Origin of the sequence: Streptomyces sp. CB01373 (assembly GCF_002803075.1) — a bacterium.
GTDB lineage: Bacteria > Actinomycetota > Actinomycetes > Streptomycetales > Streptomycetaceae > Streptomyces.
Genome location: NZ_NNBK01000021.1, coordinates 1 through 18,482 on the forward strand (window position 1 = coordinate 1; position 18,482 = coordinate 18,482).

14 protein-coding genes and 2 pseudogenes are annotated in these 18,482 nt (G+C 71.1%); 4 read left to right on the forward strand and 12 right to left on the reverse strand.

Translation table 11 applies throughout. The features are described 5' to 3' along the window. Positions 1-257: 257 nt before the first annotated feature. Positions 258-509: pseudogene (locus CG719_RS36805) on the forward strand (IS200/IS605 family accessory protein TnpB-related protein); the annotation flags it as partial. Between the two features lie 103 nt (positions 510-612). Here CG719_RS36805 and CG719_RS36810 read toward each other — a convergent pair. Together CG719_RS36810 and CG719_RS37605 are read right to left on the reverse strand one after the other, a co-directional pair. Beyond that, complete coding sequence (locus tag CG719_RS36810) at positions 613-918, reverse strand: hypothetical protein (RefSeq protein WP_234375815.1); 306 nt, start codon at positions 916-918, stop codon at positions 613-615. Positions 919-1,428: 510 nt separating this feature from the next. Then, positions 1,429-1,653: pseudogene (locus CG719_RS37605) on the reverse strand (hypothetical protein); the annotation flags it as partial. A 165-nt stretch (positions 1,654-1,818) separates the two neighbouring features. On the opposite strand from CG719_RS37605, the gene CG719_RS29650 reads away from it, so the two are divergent. Beyond that, a complete protein-coding gene (locus CG719_RS29650) occupies positions 1,819-2,406 on the forward strand; it encodes a hypothetical protein (protein WP_159024978.1) in 588 nt (195 codons plus the stop codon). 154 nt (positions 2,407-2,560) lie between these two features. Here CG719_RS29650 and CG719_RS29655 read toward each other — a convergent pair whose 3' ends face one another. From CG719_RS29655 to CG719_RS29680, 6 genes are all read right to left on the reverse strand, one after another. Beyond that, positions 2,561-3,244 carry an adenosylcobinamide amidohydrolase gene (locus tag CG719_RS29655; protein ID WP_199836831.1) on the reverse strand — a complete coding sequence of 228 codons (684 nt, stop codon included), beginning with the start codon at positions 3,242-3,244 and terminating at the stop codon, positions 2,561-2,563. 126 nt (positions 3,245-3,370) lie between these two features. Continuing rightward, the gene (gene proP / locus CG719_RS29660; RefSeq protein WP_100571797.1) at positions 3,371-4,879 is read right to left on the reverse strand and encodes a glycine betaine/L-proline transporter ProP; all 1,509 of its coding nucleotides are present in this window, start codon (positions 4,877-4,879) and stop codon (positions 3,371-3,373) included. A gap of 146 nt (positions 4,880-5,025) precedes the next feature. Continuing rightward, the gene (locus CG719_RS29665; protein WP_199836832.1) at positions 5,026-6,279 is read right to left on the reverse strand and encodes an NAD(P)/FAD-dependent oxidoreductase; all 1,254 of its coding nucleotides are present in this window, start codon (positions 6,277-6,279) and stop codon (positions 5,026-5,028) included. Then, complete coding sequence (locus CG719_RS29670; protein WP_100571798.1) at positions 6,276-7,712, reverse strand: NAD(P)/FAD-dependent oxidoreductase; 1,437 nt, start codon at positions 7,710-7,712, stop codon at positions 6,276-6,278. Before CG719_RS29670 ends, CG719_RS29665 begins: the two co-directional genes overlap by 4 nt. Further along, complete coding sequence (locus tag CG719_RS29675) at positions 7,709-9,142, reverse strand: FGGY family carbohydrate kinase (RefSeq protein WP_100571799.1); 1,434 nt, start codon at positions 9,140-9,142, stop codon at positions 7,709-7,711. The genes CG719_RS29670 and CG719_RS29675 overlap by 4 nt, the downstream gene beginning before the upstream one ends. Then, positions 9,139-10,671: an APC family permease gene (locus CG719_RS29680; protein WP_199836833.1), complete on the reverse strand. Its 1,533-nt coding sequence runs from the start codon at positions 10,669-10,671 to the stop codon at positions 9,139-9,141. The genes CG719_RS29675 and CG719_RS29680 overlap by 4 nt, the downstream gene beginning before the upstream one ends. Positions 10,672-11,056: 385 nt before the next feature. Here CG719_RS29680 and CG719_RS29685 point away from each other — a divergent pair, with 385 nt between their 5' ends. Further along, positions 11,057-11,818 carry a DeoR/GlpR family DNA-binding transcription regulator gene (locus CG719_RS29685; protein WP_100571801.1) on the forward strand — a complete coding sequence of 254 codons (762 nt, stop codon included), beginning with the start codon at positions 11,057-11,059 and terminating at the stop codon, positions 11,816-11,818. Between the two features lie 103 nt (positions 11,819-11,921). Here the strand turns inward: CG719_RS29685 and CG719_RS29690 are convergent, their stop codons facing one another. The 3 genes from CG719_RS29690 to snpA all read right to left on the reverse strand — a co-directional run bounded on the left by CG719_RS29690 (position 11,922) and on the right by snpA (position 13,802). After that, positions 11,922-12,302 (reverse strand): DUF2511 domain-containing protein, encoded by a 381-nt coding sequence (locus tag CG719_RS29690; RefSeq protein ID WP_100571802.1) that lies wholly within the window; start codon positions 12,300-12,302, stop codon positions 11,922-11,924. A 118-nt stretch (positions 12,303-12,420) separates the two neighbouring features. Further along, positions 12,421-12,825 (reverse strand): hypothetical protein, encoded by a 405-nt coding sequence (locus CG719_RS29695; RefSeq protein WP_100571803.1) that lies wholly within the window; start codon positions 12,823-12,825, stop codon positions 12,421-12,423. A 278-nt stretch (positions 12,826-13,103) separates the two neighbouring features. Further along, the gene (snpA, locus tag CG719_RS29700; protein WP_100571804.1) at positions 13,104-13,802 is read right to left on the reverse strand and encodes a snapalysin; all 699 of its coding nucleotides are present in this window, start codon (positions 13,800-13,802) and stop codon (positions 13,104-13,106) included. A gap of 196 nt (positions 13,803-13,998) precedes the next feature. On the opposite strand from snpA, the gene CG719_RS29705 reads away from it, so the two are divergent. Then, positions 13,999-15,033, forward strand: a complete 1,035-nt coding sequence (locus CG719_RS29705; RefSeq protein ID WP_100571805.1) for a LysR family transcriptional regulator — start codon at positions 13,999-14,001, stop codon at positions 15,031-15,033. A 70-nt stretch (positions 15,034-15,103) separates the two neighbouring features. Here CG719_RS29705 and CG719_RS29710 read toward each other — a convergent pair whose 3' ends face one another. After that, the gene (locus tag CG719_RS29710) at positions 15,104-18,478 is read right to left on the reverse strand and encodes a pyruvate carboxylase (RefSeq protein ID WP_100571806.1); all 3,375 of its coding nucleotides are present in this window, start codon (positions 18,476-18,478) and stop codon (positions 15,104-15,106) included. Between the last annotated feature and the right edge of the window lie 4 nt (positions 18,479-18,482).

Consider the following 18,482-nt stretch of genomic DNA (forward strand, 5'->3'; position numbering starts at 1 on the left):
TTCGGGCGCAGGCGGCAGCAGCGGAGCCACATGCTCCCACAGGTCATCCGGAACAAGATCAAAGCGCACGCGGACACCCTGCCGACCAAGATCACTGAGTGCAAGGCCTGAGGCTCAACTCATTGTGAAACGAGCAGTAGGTCGGGTAAGTGAGCGTAACGATGTTTGGGTGAGTGCCGTTGTCAGAGTGTGAATCTGACGGAATGGGCGAGGACGCAGGGCGTGCATCCGCAGACCGCGTATCGCTGGTTCCGTGAGGGCACCCGGTCCGGCGACGGACGGCACCACCCCCGCACGACCAGAGCGATCGTGCGGGGCATCGGACCGTCCAGGCCCGACCAGGCGTCCCGGGGCGTGAGGAAACCCGCCCCTCCGTCCCCGGACAACGGGCACGACCCGCTGCACCGGACGTGAGAGCGAAAGCGGGAGACCAGTGTGCCCAACACCGTTCGGGGCACGCGGCTGAGCACGGGTCCTGGCAACAGGACTCACTCCCGCTCAGTCTTTAGGACGGTTCCAGTCCCTGGCTGTCATGGGTGTGCGCAGCAGAGATACCGAGGGAGAGGGGCGGACCGGACCGCTCGGGCCGTCGCCGCCCTGATCGCTCGGCGATCAAGACTCGTCGGCCCAGAGCGCTGTCCGGCCGTCTGGTTGGACATGGATGGTCTGGGACATCTCCCGGTATCCCCAGGAGTAGTCGCTGGACGTGATCACCCAGGCCTTGGCCTGGAACGCGGTGGCCGGCAATTTGGCCACCGTGCACTCCGCCAGGGGGCTGACCACTGTCTTGCCGGGTGCCACGGTGAGTTCCACCCCTCTGCCCCAGACACCCGGACAGGTGTGGGCGACCGCGGCTCGGACGTAGGCGAGCTTGGCCTTGACGGTGACCGGGTCCGGCCCGGTGTTGGTCATCTGCACGGCGAAGACGAGCCTAGCGCCGTCGGCACGGGTGCATGGAGTCCATGCCACACCGTCCACGTAGCGGGGCCGGCCGCACCGGTTGTTGCCGCCCAGGCCGGCGGAAGTCGGCTGAGTGGCGACGGATGCCTCGACCGTGTATTCCGAGTCCGCGACCGCCGAGCCGGGCGCGGCGATGTGACGTGCAACGAGCACAAGCCCGCAGAGAGCCACGAGGCCGACGACGGTAGCCAGCACCTGCTTCCCACGGCGGCTCGGGGTCCGGGGGACGGCAGGCGTGGCCGACGGCGGTTCGAGCGGTTCCGCCGTTTGGTCTTCCGTTGCCACCGGCCTGAGCGGCGGAGGGGCCGAAGGGGCCGCCTCGGATGGGGCGAAAAGGTCCGAAGGCGGCTGGGCGACTGCTCCAGCGTTGAGTTCGGCCTCCAACGCCTCCCAGCGCGCGGTCCATTCACCGACCGCGCGGGCCGTCTGCTGCCGGCCGGTCCTGGCATAGGCCAGACATGCCCGCACGAAGGCCAGAACGACCTCGCGGGAGGGAGGGGTGTGGCCCCTGGCCGCGGTGGAAAAAGTGGTGTCCGAGTACGGGCTGCCCACCTTCGCCGACCATGTCGCCAACTGCCGGTAGGTCGGACGGCCGCACCGCTCTCGCAGTTGACGGAGTTCAAGGGCGAACAGCGCCAGGGGGCCGCCCTCGGGGTCGATCGGGCTCTCCTGCCGACCTTGGTTACTGGCCACTCAATCGCTCCTCGATCCGGCTTTCTTGATGACCGGTCATTGACCGGCAGGCAGAAGTGTGGCGGGTCATCAAGCCAGCGGCAAAAGTGCGGGTATCGAACCGTTCGCCCGCTTCGAGAGGGCGTTCGGGGACAGGTTCGTCACCTACACGAAGGGACCAGTGACATGAGGATCGTCAGGAAGCCGATGGCCCGGATCGCGGCGCCGGTGGTCGGCGCGCTCACTCTTCTGACCGTGGGCGCGGTGACCGCCCCGGTGGGGGCACAGGCCGCTCCGCTGGGGCGCGCGTGCATGTTCGAGGCCCCCGAGGGGGCCTACGGAGCGGGGCACGCCGCCTTCGCCGTCAAGGTTCGCGGGGAGGCGAACCACTGGGTCTACGGCTCGTTCGGCAGCACCAACGACGCACCGATCGCCGGCTGGATCAAGGGCGGCACGTGGGAGAAGGCCCACGCGTACTTCACGTCCGTGCGTGACAAGGACCACGAGAACGCGCGGTACTACACGCGCTATCGGTGCGTGAACACCAAGGACGGTGACGCGAAGAGGGCCCAGTCCTGGTATGGCGCGGTGAAGAAGCGCGGCTACAACGTCGCCACCAACAACTGCCTCCACATGTCAATGGCGGTCTTCAAGGGCTACAGCGAAATCCTCCGCAAGGACCCGCGACTCGGCAGCGCTACGGGAAACACCCCGAACCAGTACTACACCAAGGTTCTTCCCGCAGCCCACTGGGAGGTGTCGCACCAACTGTGATCACAGTGCGCCTCGGTGTCCACTGCTGGGCTCCGGTCAGGCACGTGCTCGCCTTACCGGGAGACGCTCGCGCTGCAGCTTCCCGAGGCGCACTGGCTCCGGCCACCCAACCCGTCACAGCCGATGGTTGCAGCGGCGCCGTCAGGGGCGTTCCTCACTCCCCGGGGACGGGCAGGGCCGCGCGCACCGCCCCGTGAATGGCGCGTGCCAGGCGGGCGCCCCAGAGCGAGCGCGGGCCGGCGAAGGTATGGAGTTCTTCGTCGTCGCTCGGGATGCGGGCGGCCACGCACACAGCGTCGGTGGGGGTGCCCGAGCAGTCGTAGCCCGCCTCCAGCAGCGCCTGCACCTTGGCCTCGGTCGCGGTGACCACCGCGTTGACCAGTGCGGCGTCCGACAAGGTGACCGGGAGCGCGGCGACGACGTTGATCGTGCCGGGCGTGCCACGGCCGTCCGCCCCCGGTTCAGGGGAGGCGGCCCATCCGCGCACCCGGACGCCGGCGGTGGCGACCGCGGTGGCCCCGCCGTCCTCCGCGCTGCCGTGAGCCGTGACGTCGGCGGCGGTCATCAGGCCCACTCCCACGCCGTCGAGGCCGGCCGCCTCGGCGATCTCGGCGAGGTGGCGTTCGGGGTCGGTGCGCCGGTAGCCGTGGGCCACCTGTGCGTTGAGGACCCAGCGGCGCTCTCCGATGCCGCCACCGAGCACGGCGTTGCTGACCATCCGCCATCCCGGGCCGGCGCGCCACACCAGCGTGGGCAGCCGCAGTCCGTCCTCGGTGCGGGTCAGCCGCCGCGGGGCCGGCAGTCCGGCAGCGGTGGACGGCGCGACGACGGAGGTCACGGGCTGGCGCTCCTTGCGACGGGACGGGCCCGTTGATCGTACGTGCAGGGACCCGGACCCGCCGGGCCGGGTCCCGCCGCCCGCCCGCCCGCGCTCTCGTGCCGGCCCGTCAGAACCTGGGCAGCGTCAGAACCTGGGCAGCGGGGCCTGACCCTCCACCAGCTCCGCGGCCTCCTCCGGGGTCGCGACGGCCGGTGGGGAGCCCTCCAGGGGCCGGCGTGCCGTCTCCTTCATGCAGGCCACCGAGATCACGCCGACGAGTGCCGCGGCCATGGAGTAGTAGGCGGGCATCAGGTCGCTGCCGGTGACCGAGATCAGGGCGGTGATCACCAGGGGGGTCGTCCCGCCGAAGAGGGAGGCGGAGAGGTTGTAGCCGATGGAAAGGGAGCCGTAGCGCACCTGGGTGGGGAACAGGGCGGGCAGCGCCGCGGACATCGTCCCGAGCAGGCACACCAGCGACAGTCCGAGCATCAGCATCCCCGCGGACACGGCGGCCAGGCTGCCCTGCTCGACCAGCAGGAAGGCCGGGACGGAGAGGAGCAGGAAGCCGAGCATGCCGGTCATCAGGACGGGTTTCCGGCCGAGCCGGTCGGACAGCTTGCCGACCTGGTTGATCAGCAGCATCAGCACCACCATGGTGCCGATGAGGATCAGCAGGCCGTGCGTCTCGGAGTACCCCATCCGGTCCGAGAGGTAGGTGGGCATGTACGAGAGCAGCATGTAGTCGGTGATGTTGTACGCGCCGACCAGGCAGACGCACAGGACGAGCGTCGGCCAGTGGTTCCGGAAGATCTTCGCCAGGTCTCCCCTGGCGGTCGCCTCCACCGTGGAGGCCGCCTCGGACGCCCGGTGCACGGAGTCGTCCTCCAGCTTCCGGAACGCGGGCGTCTCGTCCAGTCGCAGCCGCAGGTACAGGCCGATCAGCCCGATCGGGCCGGCGACGAGGAACGGTACGCGCCACCCCCAGGAGTCCATGCCGGCGTTGCCGAGCAGCGCGGTCAGGAGCGTCACCAGGCCGGCCGCGCCGATGTAGCCGGCCAGCGTGCCGAGTTCGAGGAAGCTGCCGAAGAAGCCTCGCCGTCGGTCGGGCGCGTACTCGGCGATGAACGTGGACGCGCCTCCGTACTCACCACCCGTCGAGAAGCCCTGCACCAGCCGGAAGAGGATCAGCAGGAAGGGGGCCCAGAAGCCGATCGAGGCGTAGGAGGGGATCAGGCCGATGGCGAACGTGCCGATCGCCATCATGATCATGGTCAGGGCGAGGACCTTCTTGCGGCCGATCCTGTCCCCCATGGGGCCGAAGACCATGCCGCCCAGGGGACGTACAAGGAAGGACACCGCGAAGGTCGCGAACGACGACAGCAACTGGACGGTGCCGTTCCCGGACGGGAAGAACACGTGCCCGATGGTGACCGCCAGGTAGCTGTAGATGCCGAAGTCGAACCATTCCATGGCGTTGCCGAGCGAGGCGGCTTTCACCGCCCGCTGCACGGCCGCCTCGTCGGTGACGGTGATGTCCGTGCGCCGCAGTGGAGGGTTCCGGCGCCGCCTGACGGCCCTGAACAGTGTCCGGTGGCGTTTGAGAGCCTCGGGATCGGCATCCGCCGGGGCGGCGCCGTCTTCCTTGTCCACCATCTGGGTCTCCTCTCTCCCGGGCGTCCTGGGCACGCGGACGTCCATGGGACCGCTTGCTCACTCTTGTCAGCAGCAAACGGTTCACCCGGGAGAGAGCGACATTCGACACAAGGGCATCGCGGTGCCCGCGACCGGGCGTGCCGGGATCAGCCGAGACCGATGTGGACCGGGCCGCCGGTGGGCGAGACGCCGTCGAGCAGACCGGCCGGGACCCGGAAGACGCGGCCGGGAGCGGCCGGCCAGGCGAGGGTGCGGCGGGCAAGGGTCCGTCCGTCCTGACGGACGGTCACCTTGGGGAGGCGGACGAACTCGTCGGTCCACAGCAGCAGGCGCCCCCGGGCGGGTGCGGGGTCGCCCGGCCGCAGGATCTGCGGGGCGACCCAGCGGAAGGGGGCGTCGGCGATCAGGCGGACGCCCTCGGCCGGCCGGTCCTCGCCGTTGAGGTGGTGGACGACCTGCCGGGCGACGTGCCTGCCGTCCAGGGCGGCGACGTCGGCGGTGTCCACGGGGTGCAGCAGATTGCCCGCGGCGAAGACACCGGGGCGGCTGGTGCGCAGCGCGGTGTCGGTGAGCGGGCCGAGGGTGCCTTCGTCGAGGGTGATGCCGGCGGAGCGGGCGAGTTCGTGGTCGGGGATCCAGTCGCCGGTGAAGACGACGGTGTCGCAGGCGACGGTACGGCGCCGGCCGGTGTCGAGGTGCTCGATCTCCACGGCCTGGCAGCGTCCCTTGCCGATGACGCGGGTGACGCGGGTGCGGGTGGCGACGGGGACGCGCAGCACGGTGCGTCCGGCCGCGTTGAAGGCGGCGTAGGACTCCGCCTTCGGGTACTGGCTGACCATGAGGGCGGGGGTGCAGCCGGCCTCGCGCAGGGTGACGGCCGCGGACCAGCTGACGAGTTCGCCGCCGACGATGACGGCCCGCTTGCCGACGGGCTGGTGGTGCAGGTGGACGAGGTTCTGCAACTGGCCTGTGGTGTAGACGCCGTGGGGGCGGTCGCCGGGGATGCGGCGTGCCGTGCGGGGCCGTTCGCGGGCGCCGGTGGCCAGCACGATGGCGCGCGGCCGGATCCGGTAGCGGCCGTCGGGGCTGGTGACGTCGACGGTGTGTTCGTCGGCCCAGCCGGTGACCATGGTGCGGGTGCGGATCTCCGCTCCGGCCCCGGTGGCCTGCCGCACGAGGTGGCGGGCGTAGGCGGGGCCGGTCATCACGCGGCGCAGGTCGCGCAGGCCGTAGCCGGTGTGGTCGCTGTGCCGGGGGATGCCGCCGGCGTCCTGCTCCCGGTCGACGACGAGGACGCGGCCGGCCCGGCGTCCGGCCAGTTCGGCCGCTGCGGTCAGGCCCGCGGGTCCGGCGCCGATGATGAGGACGTCGGGCGTGGTCAGGGGCGGCTGGTGGGTCATCGGTTGTCCTTGTGCTGGCTGCGGCAGCCGTCGTGGGTGTGGTGCTTCTCGCGCAGGGCGGCTACGGCCGCGCCGCAGAAGAAGCCCTGGCAGCGGCCGTTCATCGCGCGGGTGCGGCGGCGCAGTCCCTCCAGGTTGCGTGCGGGTACCGGGGCGTGGCAGGCGTCGCGGATCTCGCCCTCGGTGACCCGTTCGCAGAAACAGACGACGGTGCCGTAGGCGGGGTCGCGGGCGATGAGGTCGGCGTCCTGGTAGGGGCGCGTGCCGGCTTCGCCGATGTTGGGCATGCGTGGCGGCTCGGGCAGTTCGGCGCGCGGGCGCAGGTCCAGGCCGGCCTCCTCCAGCAGGGTGCGGGCGTGTTCGGCGATGGCGATGCCTGCGGTCAGGCCGGTGGAGCGGATCCCGCCGACGAGGAGGTAGCGCTGCTCAGGGGCGGCCTCGATGAGGTAGTCGGAGTGGTCGATGGCGGCGCGCAGCCCGGCGTAGCTGGCGGTGACCTCTTCGGCCAGCAGGCGCGGCATGAGGCGTTCGCCCTTGGTGAGCAGGAAGTCGAAGCCGTCCTCGGAGGTGGCGGTGTCCGTGCGGTCGGTGAGGTCCTCGGCGGTGGGGCCGAGCATGACGTTGCCGTAGATCGTCGGGGAGATCAGTACGCCCTTGCCGCGTGAGGTGGGCACCGGGAGGACGATCTTGTTCACCATGGGGCGGGCGAGCTTGTCGAAGACGAACAGCTCGCCGCGGCGGGGGGTGACGGTGAAGCGCTCGTGGCCGAAGAGGCGGTCGATGCGGTCCGCGCCGAGACCGGCGGCGTTCACCACCCAGCGGGCCCGTACGTCGCCGGCGGGCGTGTGCAGGGTGGTGACCTCGTCGCCTTCGTCGACGCCGGTCACGGCGTGTTGGAGCAGGATCGTGGTGCCGCGCTGCCGGGCGTCGGTGGCCAGGGCGAGGTTCGTGGTCCAGGTGCAGATGATGGACTCGTCGGGCACGGTCAGCCCGCCCAGCGCCCCCTCACCGAGGTCGGGGACCAGTCCGTAGACCTCGTCGGCGTCGATGATCCGGCAGTGCGTGTAGCCGTTGGCCTCGGCCTTCTCCTTCAGGCCGGGCAGCGCCTGGAGTTCCTCGTCGGTCCAGGCCACCAGGACGGCACCGGTGTGTTCGACGGGGATGCCGGTGGCTTCGGCGTAGGCGCTGAGCAGGTGGTAGCCGCGGGCGACCAGGCGGGATTCGAGTGTGCCGGGCTTGGCGTCGAAGCCGGTGTGCAGGATCGCGGTGTTCGCCTTGCTGGTGGCGTCGCCGACGTCGTCGCGGGCGTCGAGCAGCGCGACACGGACGTCGTGGCCGGACAGTTCGCGTGCGATCGCCGCGCCGACGATGCCTCCGCCGATCACCGCGACGTCGAAGACGTCGTCGTGGGGGCGGTGCGGGGTGGCGGTCATGAATGGTCTCCTTCGGTGGCACGGGACGTCGCGGCCCGCGCCCATGCGGTACGGAACTCCTCGGCCCGGTCGGCGGACCAGCGGGGTTCGTAGACGGTGGTCGGCTGCCAGTCGCCGACGGCTTCTTCGAGTCCGAGCGCCGGATCGAGGGCGCAGCGGGCCAGGGCGGCCGCCCCCAGGGGGGTGGCGTGGGCGTGGGGGTAGATGTCGACCGGCATCTGCGCGATGTCGGCCTGGGCCTGCATGAGGACGGCGGAGTTGGTCAGTCCGCCGTCCGCGCGCAGCCGGGTCAGGGGCCTGCCGAGATCCTCGGCGACCAGGGTGCCCAGCTCGGCGACCTGCGCTGCGATGCCCTGGAGCAGGGCGAGGACGAGGTGTTCGCGCCGGGTGGCCAGGGTCATGCCGGTGAAGGAGGCGGTGGCCTCCGGGGCCCACCAGGGCGCGGCGAGGCCGGCGAACGCGGGCACGCACAGCACGTTCCCGGCGTCGGCCGCCGCCAGGGTGTCCAGGTCGGTCGCGGACTGGATGAGGCCGAGGTCCTGGAGCCAGCGCACCGCCGAGGCGACGGTGTAGACCTGCCCGTCCACGCAGTACGGCGTCCGTCCGGCCGCCCGCCAGGCCACCGAGGTGGTCAGTCCGGCGCTGGAGCGCACCGGGTCGAGGCCGGTGTTCGCCAGCAGGAACGCGCCGGTGCCGTACGTGCATTTCGCGGTGCCCGGCTCCAGGCAGCGCTCCGCGACCAGAGCCGCCTGCTGGTCGACGATCAGACCGGCCACCGGCACCTCCTGGCCGAAGGCCCTGGTGGTGCCGACGACCTCGTCGCAGGCGGCGATGCGGGGCAGCCGCTCGTCGCCGAGGCCGAACAGGTCCAGGAGTTCCCCGTCCCAGGCGGCGGTGTCCAGGTCGAGGACGAGTGAGCGGCTGGCGGTGGAGGCATCGGTGACGAACTCCCCCGTGAGGTGGTGCACCAGCCAGGTGTCGGTGGTCGTCACCACGCCCTCGCGGGTGAGGTTGCGCCGCAGCCAGGCCATCTTGGGTGCGGAGAAGTACGGGTCGAGGACGAGGCCGGTGCGCCGGGCGATGCTCTCGGCGTGCTCGGCCAGTTCACCGCAGACGCTTTCCGCGCGCCGGTCCTGCCACACGAGCGCCTGGGTCAGGGGGGTCCCGGTGGCCGGGTCCCAGGCCAGGACCGTCTCGCCCTGGTTGGCGAGGGCCACGCAGGCGATCGGACGGCCGGCCGCGCTCACCGCGCGGCGGCCGGCGTTGAGGACGGAGTCGAGCAGTTCGTGCGGGTTCTGCTCGACCCCTCCGCCGTCGAGGTAGGTGGGCCGGACGGTCTCCTCGGCGATGGCGACGGTGCCTTCCTCGGGGTCGACGACGATGGCCTTCGTGCCCGAGGTGCCCTGGTCGATGGCGAGGATCGCGGTCACCGTGCGCTCCCTTCCGTGACGGTGTCCGAGGGCGTGCCGTCGGCGGTGTCCAGGGCGCGGTCGACGTCGGCCATGTCCGGCATGGTCAGCCCGTCCCGGCCGCGCCGGATCAGCAGACCGGTGAAGTAGACGGCACCGATCGCGAACAGCACGAGGACGTAGGTCCACGGGGCACGGAAGGAGGCATCCCGGAAGATCAGCAGCTCGTACACCAGCCAGACGCCCGCGACGACCAGCACCGGCACTTCCCAGCGGCCCAGCGAGAAGCCCTGGGACGCGGGCAGGGAGCGGCGCTTGATGGCGTACATCGCGACGGTGCCGGCGTAGATGAGGGCGGGCAGCAGGGTTCCGGCGGAGAACAGCTGGAAGAGCGCGTCGGTGGAGCGGGAGAAGACCGCGAGGATGATCTGCGCGATGAGCATCATGAACACCGAGGCGTTCAGGGGTGTGGCGGTGCGCCGGTCCAGGCGCTTGAGCAGCCGCCAGCCGGGGAAGCGCTCGTCGCGGGACATCGCGTAGACCAGGCGGGTGCCGCTCAGGGTGATCACCAGTCCACAGGAGAAGATCGACACGACGACCAGGACCAGCAGGATCTTGCCGACGACCGAGCCGAGCACGGCGGTGATGACGGTGGCCACGGGAGTCGCCGAGGCGCCGACACCGTCGATCCGGCCGGCCGCCGCGGTGACCGCGACCAGGAACAGGAAGCCGAGCACGCCCAGCGAGAGCACGGCCTGGACCATGGCCTTGGGGATGACCCGGGCCGGGTTCTTGGTCTCCTCGGCCAGGTTGGCCGCCGACTCGAAGCCGACGATGGTGAACGCGCCGAGCAGGAACGCCAGGGCGAACGGTCCGGCCGTGGTGCCGCCACCCAGGCCGTAGTAGCCGCTCGCGGGGACGGTTCCGGTGTCGAAGAGGTGCCCGAAGTCGAGCTTGCCGGTGAAGGCGCCCACCGCGAACAGCAGCACGGTCAGCGCGATCATGCCGACGAGCTGCACGGTGACGGCCACGTTGTTGACCCGGTGGGTGGTGCGGGTGGAGGCGGCGACGAGGAGTGCCTGGAGCAGTACGACGCCGGCGGTGATCACCCAGGCGTTCTGCGTGGTGCCGACGTAGCGGAACAGCTCAGGAAGGATGGTGGAGGCGATCGTGTAGTCGACGGCGATCAGGACCACGCCCAGGAAGGCGAACGAGATCCATCCCATGATCCAGCCCCATACCGGGCCCACGATCCGTGACACCCATTGGTACGAGTAGCCGCTGATCGGGATGCGCGCGGCGAGGGCGCCGAAGACCAGGGCGATGGAGAGCTGGCCGATCACGGAGATCGGCCAGGCCCAGATGCCGCGCGGGCCGGAGGTCGCGAGCACCGAGCCGTAGGTGGTGAAGATGCCGGTGGCGATGGAGACGAACCCGAAGGCCACGGAGAACGAGGCGTACCAGCCGAGTTCCCGCGCCATCTGCTTGGGCTCACCCGCGCCCGGGGCGCCTGTTCCTGATCTCTGGGGACCTGATTCTGCGTGTGCCATGACTCTTTCCCTGTTTAACAGTGCCCCGCCGTGGAGTGCGAGAGCCAGTGAACGTGAGCAACCGAACTCGGTCGGCTGTGCGGGGACGCCCCGCGCGGGGTCTGCCGGGGCCTGTCCGCCGAGGGGGCGGCGGGGCCTGCGGGGGTGCGCAGGGCCGTGGCCGAAGCGGTCTCGGCAACCCACCCATCTGACCGTTTCTGTGGATTACTGACCGCGCGTTGCTGAAAGTGTGGACCCTTGCCCGTCTACCGTCAAGAGTCGTTCACCATGTACGACAACGAGGACGCCGGTTCGGAAACGAGGGTGCCGGTCCGGCCCGGCACCGGCCGACCGTAGAATGCAGTCACAGATCCACAGAAACGGTCATCACCCAGGGAGGTGGGACGTGCTCGCCGCCGAGCGTCACCGCAGAATCGTCGCCGAGATCGCCCGGCTGAAGTTCGTCACCACCGACGACCTGACCACGCTGCTCGGCGTCTCCCACGAAACGGTCCGCAGGGACCTCGCCCTGCTCGAACGCCGCGGCGAGCTGTCCCGGGTGCATGGCGGCGCCACCAGCACCCAGGCGCCGGTCGGCGAGGAGGCGCCCTTCAGTGAACGCAGCGGCAGCCTCGCCGCGGAGAAGGAGACCATCGGCCGGGCGGCGGCGGCGCTGATCGAGCCGAATCAGACCGTCGTCATCGACGTGGGCACCACCGCTCTGGAGGTGGCCCGCGCACTGCCCGCCGACCACGCCGGCGTCATCGCCACCCCGTCCCTGCTCGTGGCCGCGGAGGTCAGCACACGGCCCCGGGTGGAGGTCCTCGTCAGCGGCGGGCGGCTGAGGGCGGGCGACCTCGCCTGCTCCAACGCCCAGGCGGTGGAGTTCTTCGGCAACCTGCGCGCGGACGCCGTCTTCCTCGGTTCCGGCGGGATAGCCCCCTACGGGCTCACCGACTTCCATCTCGACGAGGTCGCCACCAAGCGGGCCATGCTCGCCGGCGCCTCGCACCGCTATGTACTGGCCGACTCCAGCAAGTTCGGCCGCACGGCCGCCCACCGCGTGTGCGAGCTGGACGGCTTCGACACCCTCATCACGGACCAGCCCTGCCCGGCCGACCTGCGCACCGCGCTCACCCGGGCCGGGGCCACGGTCGTCGTGGGGTGATCCGTCCGGAGCCCGGCCGGCCCGCACCGCATGGGCCGGCGAGCCCGGGGCCACCGCCACGGGCGCCAGGGGTGGGGCGCCCGGGGCGGAAGGCGGGGCCGGACTACTTGCAGAGCTCCAGGCCGCGGTCGATGACCGCCTCCAGGGAGATGTTCTTGCCGGGGTTGTTGGGGTCGCCGGCCCAGATGGGGTCGGGCCCGGGGTGCTTCTGCCGGGCGCGGCTGTTGAGACCGTAGGTGCCTTCGGCGGTGATGAAGGTGACGGCCTGGCCGGCGCAGGCGAGGTTGCCGGAGGCGACCGTGAACGGCCAGGGGGTGGTGGTCCGTTCGGTGATGTAGCCAGTCGAGTCGGGGTCGCCCAGGGTGGCGGCGGACTCGGTGTTGTCGGTGCTGTCGCGCTCGGCGGTGCCGGAGCCGCCGAGGCAGCCGGTCAGGGCGAGACAACCGAAGACTGCGGCCGCGACGGCGGTGACACGGATGCGCATGATCCCCCTTGGACAAGTGATGAGGATGAGATCGAAACAACATCATCTGCCCGGTGACCGAAAATGGTGGATCCCGTGTCGGCTCTGTGATGGGATCGTGACGGTCAGTTGAAGCGTCCTAGGCGCACGGGACCGGGCCGTCACCACCCAGGACCGTCGATCCGGTCCCGCCAACGGCACCCCGCGCTTCATAAACGAACGACAGGATTCCGTGCACGAGGCGCAGAGGGTGGACGTTTCTCCTGCGCTGCGTGAAGCTGTCCAGCAGTTCGTAGCCGGTACACAGCATCACTTCGCTGCCCTCATATGATTCGAGGTTGATCACCGCGGCCTCGAGCAGGCGAAGCTCGCCGGTGAGCAGGGGGAGATCGTCGCGGAGCTGGCTCGAGGCCAGTCCGGCTCGTGCGTACAGCGCCGGTATCAGCGCGGATCCACTGGCACTGGCTATTGTTTTTTCGTCCGCGGAGCTTAATTCGGCAATTTGAGCATGGGCGTACTCGAAAATCTCCACAAGAGTGGCCATTTCCCGAACGCTGATTGCGATCGCATCCGAGGCGGTCGGTGACTCCGATGGGCCTCCGGGCTGGTCACGGCGGCGTCTACGCATGGATACATCCCTGGTGATTCGTGCGGCTCCTGCGCCTGCATCAAGCGGGATGATCACAGGGTGCTTGAGACTTGGGGAGGCTCAGCGGCGTTTTTCAGCCAGCCGCAGCCCAGTTGTGACCGAAAGGTTTCGAGGACGCGGCGGTGCGGGCCGCCCTGTGGGGTGGGCGGCCCGCACCAGTGGGGGGCGGAACGTCAGTTGGCCTTGTCCAGCTCCTTCAGGGCCTTCGCGAGACCGTTGGCCCACAGCTGGTTGACGCGGGCGCGCTCGTTGGCGTCGGGGTAGCGGTTGGTGCAGGACGTGCCGGGGCCGCCGCCCGACATCAGCTCGCTGCAGGGGCCGCTGTAGTGGTCCGGCAGGCCCAGCACGTGGCCGGTCTCGTGGGCGGTGACCCGGATCGAGTCGTACTGCCGGTTCTGCGCGTAGTCGAGGAAGACGTAGCCCTTGCCGTGGCCGTTCGTGGAGGCGTAGGAGCCCCGCGAGTCGTTGCCCTCGTAGTACGCGAAGTCGGCGCTGCCCGACGTCGCCTGAAGCTTGACGTTGGACACCGAGCTGTTCCATATGGAGGCCGCATTGGATATCTGCGAGGCGAAGCTCGGCGCCTGGGAGGCGTTGTAGTAGACAGTCACCGACTGGAGGGTCGGGTGGGCGGCCTGCTTCTCGGCGACGGACTTCAGCACCGCTTCGAAGAACGCCTTGTTGTTGGCGGCGCTCTCCGCGGAGCCGGCGTACTGGGCGTACGCGGCGGAGGCGGACGGCGCGGAGCGGGCGGTCTCGGCACTCGCCGGGGTAGCGGTGCCCAGGGCGGCGGAGGCCAGGCCGAGGCCGAGCGCGAGGGCCAGCAGCCGCCGGGAGGTCTTCGCGGACGTGGAGGACGTACGGGACGCCTTCATGTGGGGGGGCTCCTACTCGTTCGTGTGGGGTGGTGAACGACCGGTCACGCAGGAGTTTCGGGCACACCAACGGGCCGGCGGATGATGGCAACCGGGGATAGCGCGGGGCTATCGGGGCCGACTCGTACGATTCCGCTGGGTCCGTTGGCATTTGAACGTCTGGTGCGGCGTCACACGCGCCCCTACGCTCCCTCCCATGGAGCTCGAGGTGAGGCACCTGCGTGTGCTGTGCGCCATCGCCGACCACGGCAGCCTGCACCGGGCGGCTCGGCAACTCGGTGTGGCTCAGCCCTCGTTGAGCACCCAACTGCGCCGTATCGAGCACGCGCTCGGCGGTCAGCTCTTCCTGCGCACCCGTGCGGGCTGCCGTCCCACACCGCTGGGTCACGCGGTACTGAGCCGGGCCAGACCCCTCGTCGCCGAACTCACCTCCCTCGTCACCGAGGCGCGGGCGGCCGCGGCCCGGGCCGCCGGCGGCGCGCGGCTCCGCATCGGCGCCACGGCGAGCCGGGCCCTGCCGGGCTGGCTACGCCGGCTGCGCACCCGCGCGCCGCGAACCGAACCCACCCTCCAGATGGACGCGTCGGCGAACTGCCTGCTGGGCCTGGTCGCCGCCGGGCGGCTGGACATGGCCTTCGTGCACGAGGTCGAGGGCAGCCCACTGCGGATCCCGGCCGGGCTCTGTGTGCGCGTACTGGTCGAACGTGAACCGCAGTTCGTCTCCCTCGCCGCCGACCATCCGGCCGCCGCGCTGCCCGAGGTGCGGCTCGCCGACCTCGCGGGCGACCGCTGGATGGTGGACTCCACGGTCGACGGCGAATGGGACGCCCTGTGCCGCGTGCTGCGCGAGGCGGGGCTCGACTCCGACATGCTGCACGGCGACTACCTCACCGCGTACTCCCTGGCGGCCACCGGCGAGGTGGTGACGGTCAGCCAGCCCACCGCACGCCCCCGCTCCGAACTCGCCATCCGCCCCTTGCAGGGCGACCCCATCGGAGTGCGACTCCTGCTCGCGGCCCGCACCGAGTCCGAACTCGACCTGGCCTACGCCGAGTTGGAGGAGTCCTACTGGGAGGCGGCCCACCAGTCCCCGGCCTACCAGACGTGGCTGAACCGCGCCGGCACCCACCCGCGCACCACGCCCCGCCCCGCCCGCGTCCCCCAGACGTCCCATACGGACACCCACACGGACACTCCCCGGCGCAGACGCCCGATACCGGTCGGCCCGTAGGCGAGGTCAGCCACGGCAGCCGGACGGCGCACCACCCGCCGGGCGGTGGTGCGCCGTGCAGGGGGTCGGCTCAGCTCACCTCGACGAGGAGGTCGCCGCCCTCCACCTGCTGGATGTGGTTGATGGCCAGCCTGGTCACTCGGCCGGACCTGGGGGCGGTGATGGCGGCCTCCATCTTCATGGCCTCGATGGTGGCCACGGTCGCTCCGGCCGCCACCTCGTCGCCCTCGTCGACCGCGAGGGTCACCACGCCGGCGAACGGTGCGGCCAGATGGCCGGGGTTGGCCCGGTCGGCCTTCTCCGTCACGGGGACGTCGGAGGCCGCCGTGGCGTCGCGCACCTGGATCGGGCGGAGCTGGCCGTTCAGCGTGGACATCACGGTGCGCATACCGCGTTCGTCCGCCTCGCCGATGGCCTGGAGCTCGATGAGGAGCCGCACACCGGGCTCCAGGTCGACGGCGTACTCGTCGGCGGGGCGCAGCCCGTAGAAGAAGTCCTTGCTGTCCAGCACGCTGGTGTCGCCGTAGGCCTGGCGGTGGGCCTCGAACTCCCGGGTCGGGCCGGGGAACAGCAGCCGGTTGAGGGTGGAGCGGCGGGACTTCTCCAGGCCGGAGCGGTCCTCGGCGGTGAGCTCGGTGACGGGCTTGGCCTGCGCGCGGCCGTTGAGCGCCTTGGTGCGGAACGGCTCCGGCCAGCCGCCGGGCGGCGTGCCCAGCTCACCGCGCAGGAAGCCGATCACGGAGTCGGGGATGTCGAACCGGTCCGGCGCCTCCTCGAAGTCCTCCGGCGCCACACCGGCGCCGACCAGGTGCAGGGCGAGGTCGCCGACCACCTTGGACGAGGGCGTGACCTTGACCAGGCGGCCCAGGATGCGGTCGGCGGCGGCGTACATCGCCTCGATGTCCTCGAAGCGGTCGCCGAGACCCAGCGCGACCGCCTGGGTGCGCAGGTTGGACAGCTGACCGCCGGGGATCTCGTGGAGGTAGACGCGTCCGGTCGGCGAGGCCAGTCCCGCCTCGAACGGAGCGTAGATCTTGCGGACGCTCTCCCAGTACGGCTCCAGGTCGCCGACCGCCTTCAGGTCGAGGCCGGTGGGCCGGTCGGAGTGGTCGGTGGCGGCGACGATCGCCGACAGCGACGGCTGGGAGGTGGTGCCGGCCATGGAGGCGACCGCGCCGTCCACGGCGTCCGCGCCGGCCTGGACGGCGGCGAGATAGGTGGCGAGCTGACCGCCCGCGGTGTCGTGGGTGTGCAGGTGGACCGGCAGGTCGAACTCTCGGCGCAGCGCGGACACCAGCCTCGCGGCGGCGGGCGCCCGCAGCAGCCCGGCCATGTCCTTCACGGCCAGGACGTGCGCTCCGGCAGCCACGATCTGCTCGGCCAGGCGCAGGTAGTAGTCCAGGGTGTACAGGCGCTCGGAGGGGTCGGACAGGTCCCCGGTGTAGCACAGGGCGACCTCGGCGACCGCCGTCCCGGTCTCGCGTACGGCGTCGATGGCCGGCCGCATCTGTCCCACGTCGTTGAGGGCGTCGAAGACGCGGAAGATGTCGATGCCGGTGGCGGCGGCCTCCTGGACGAAGGCGTCGGTCACCTCGGTCGGGTACGGCGTGTAGCCCACGGTGTTGCGGCCGCGCAGCAGCATCTGGAGGCAGATGTTGGGCACCGCCTCCCGCAGGGCGGCCAGACGCTCCCAGGGGTCCTCGGCGAGGAAGCGCAGGGCGACGTCGTAGGTGGCACCGCCCCAGCACTCCAGGGACAGCAGCTGCGGCAGGGTGCGCGCCACCGCCGGGGCGGCGGCGAGCAGGTCCTTGGTGCGCACGCGGGTGGCGAGCAGCGACTGGTGCGCGTCGCGGAAGGTGGTGTCGGTGACGCCGATGGTCGGCGACTCGCGCAGGAGGCGGGCGAAACCGTCGGGGCCGAGTTCGACCAGCTTCTGCCGGGAGCCGGCCGGCGGCTCGCCCGCGGGCAGCGGCGGCAGCTTGGTGACCGGGTCGATCACCTCGGGCCGTTCCCCGTGCGGCTTGTTCACGGTGACGTCGGCGAGGTAGGTGAGCAGCTTGGTGCCGCGGTCGGCGGAGGAACGGGCGGTCAGCAGGTGCGGGCGCTGCTCGATGAACGACGTGGTGACCCGCCCGGCCTGGAAGTCGGGGTCGTCGAGTACGGCCTGCAGGAACGGGATGTTCGTGGCGACGCCGCGGATGCGGAACTCGGCCACGGCGCGCCGGGCCCGGCCGATCGCGGCCTTGAAGTCCCGTCCGCGGCAGGTAAGTTTGACGAGCATCGAGTCGAAGTGCGCGCTGATCTCGGTACCGGCGTGGGTGGTTCCGCCGTCCAGGCGGATGCCGGAGCCGCCCGGGGAGCGGTAGGCGCTGATGCGTCCGGTGTCCGGGCGGAAGCCGTTGGCCGGGTCCTCGGTGGTGATGCGGCACTGCAGGGCGGCGCCGCGCAGGGTGACGGTGTCCTGGGAGAGCCCGAGGTCGGCCAGGGTCTCGCCGGCGGCGATGCGGATCTGGGCCTGGACCAGGTCGACGTCGGTGACCTCCTCGGTCACCGTGTGCTCGACCTGGATGCGCGGGTTCATCTCGATGAAGACGTGGTTGCCCTCGCGGTCGAGCAGGAACTCCACGGTGCCCGCGTTGCGGTAGCCGATCTCCCGGGCGAAGCGCACCGCGTCGGCGCAGATCCGCTCGCGCAGCGCCGGGTCGAGGTTCGGCGCGGGCGCGATCTCGATCACCTTCTGGTGGCGGCGCTGGAGCGAGCAGTCGCGCTCGAACAGGTGGATGACGTCACCCTGGCCGTCGGCGAGGATCTGCACCTCGATGTGGCGCGGCTCGACGACGGCCTTCTCCAGGAAGACGGTGGGGTCGCCGAACGCGGACGCCGCCTCCCGGGACGCCGCCTCGATGGACTCGCGCAGCGCGGCGGGGTCCTCCACCCGGCGCATGCCGCGCCCGCCCCCGCCCGCGACCGCCTTGACGAACACGGGGAAGCCGATGTCCTCGGCGGCGCGGACGAGTTCGTCGACGTCGGTGGAGGGCGCGCAGGAGCCGAGCACGGGCACGCCGGCCGCGCGGGCGGCCGCGACCGCGCGGGCCTTGTTCCCCGTCAGTTCCAGCGTGTGGGCGTCCGGTCCGATGAAGGTGATGCCCGACTCCTGGCAGGCGCGGGCGAGTTCGGGATTCTCGGACAGGAACCCGTAGCCGGGGTAGACGGCGTCCGCGCCCGCCCGGCGAGCCGCGCGGACGATCTCCTCGACGGAGAGGTAGGCGCGGACCGGGTGGCCCGGCTGGCCGATCTGGTAGGCCTCGTCGGCTTTCAGCCGGTGCAGCGAATTGCGGTCCTCGTGGGGGAAGACGGCGACGGTTCGCGCGCCCAGTTCGTAGCCGGCGCGGAACGCGCGGATCGCGATCTCGCCGCGGTTGGCGACCAGCACCTTGCGGAACATGCTC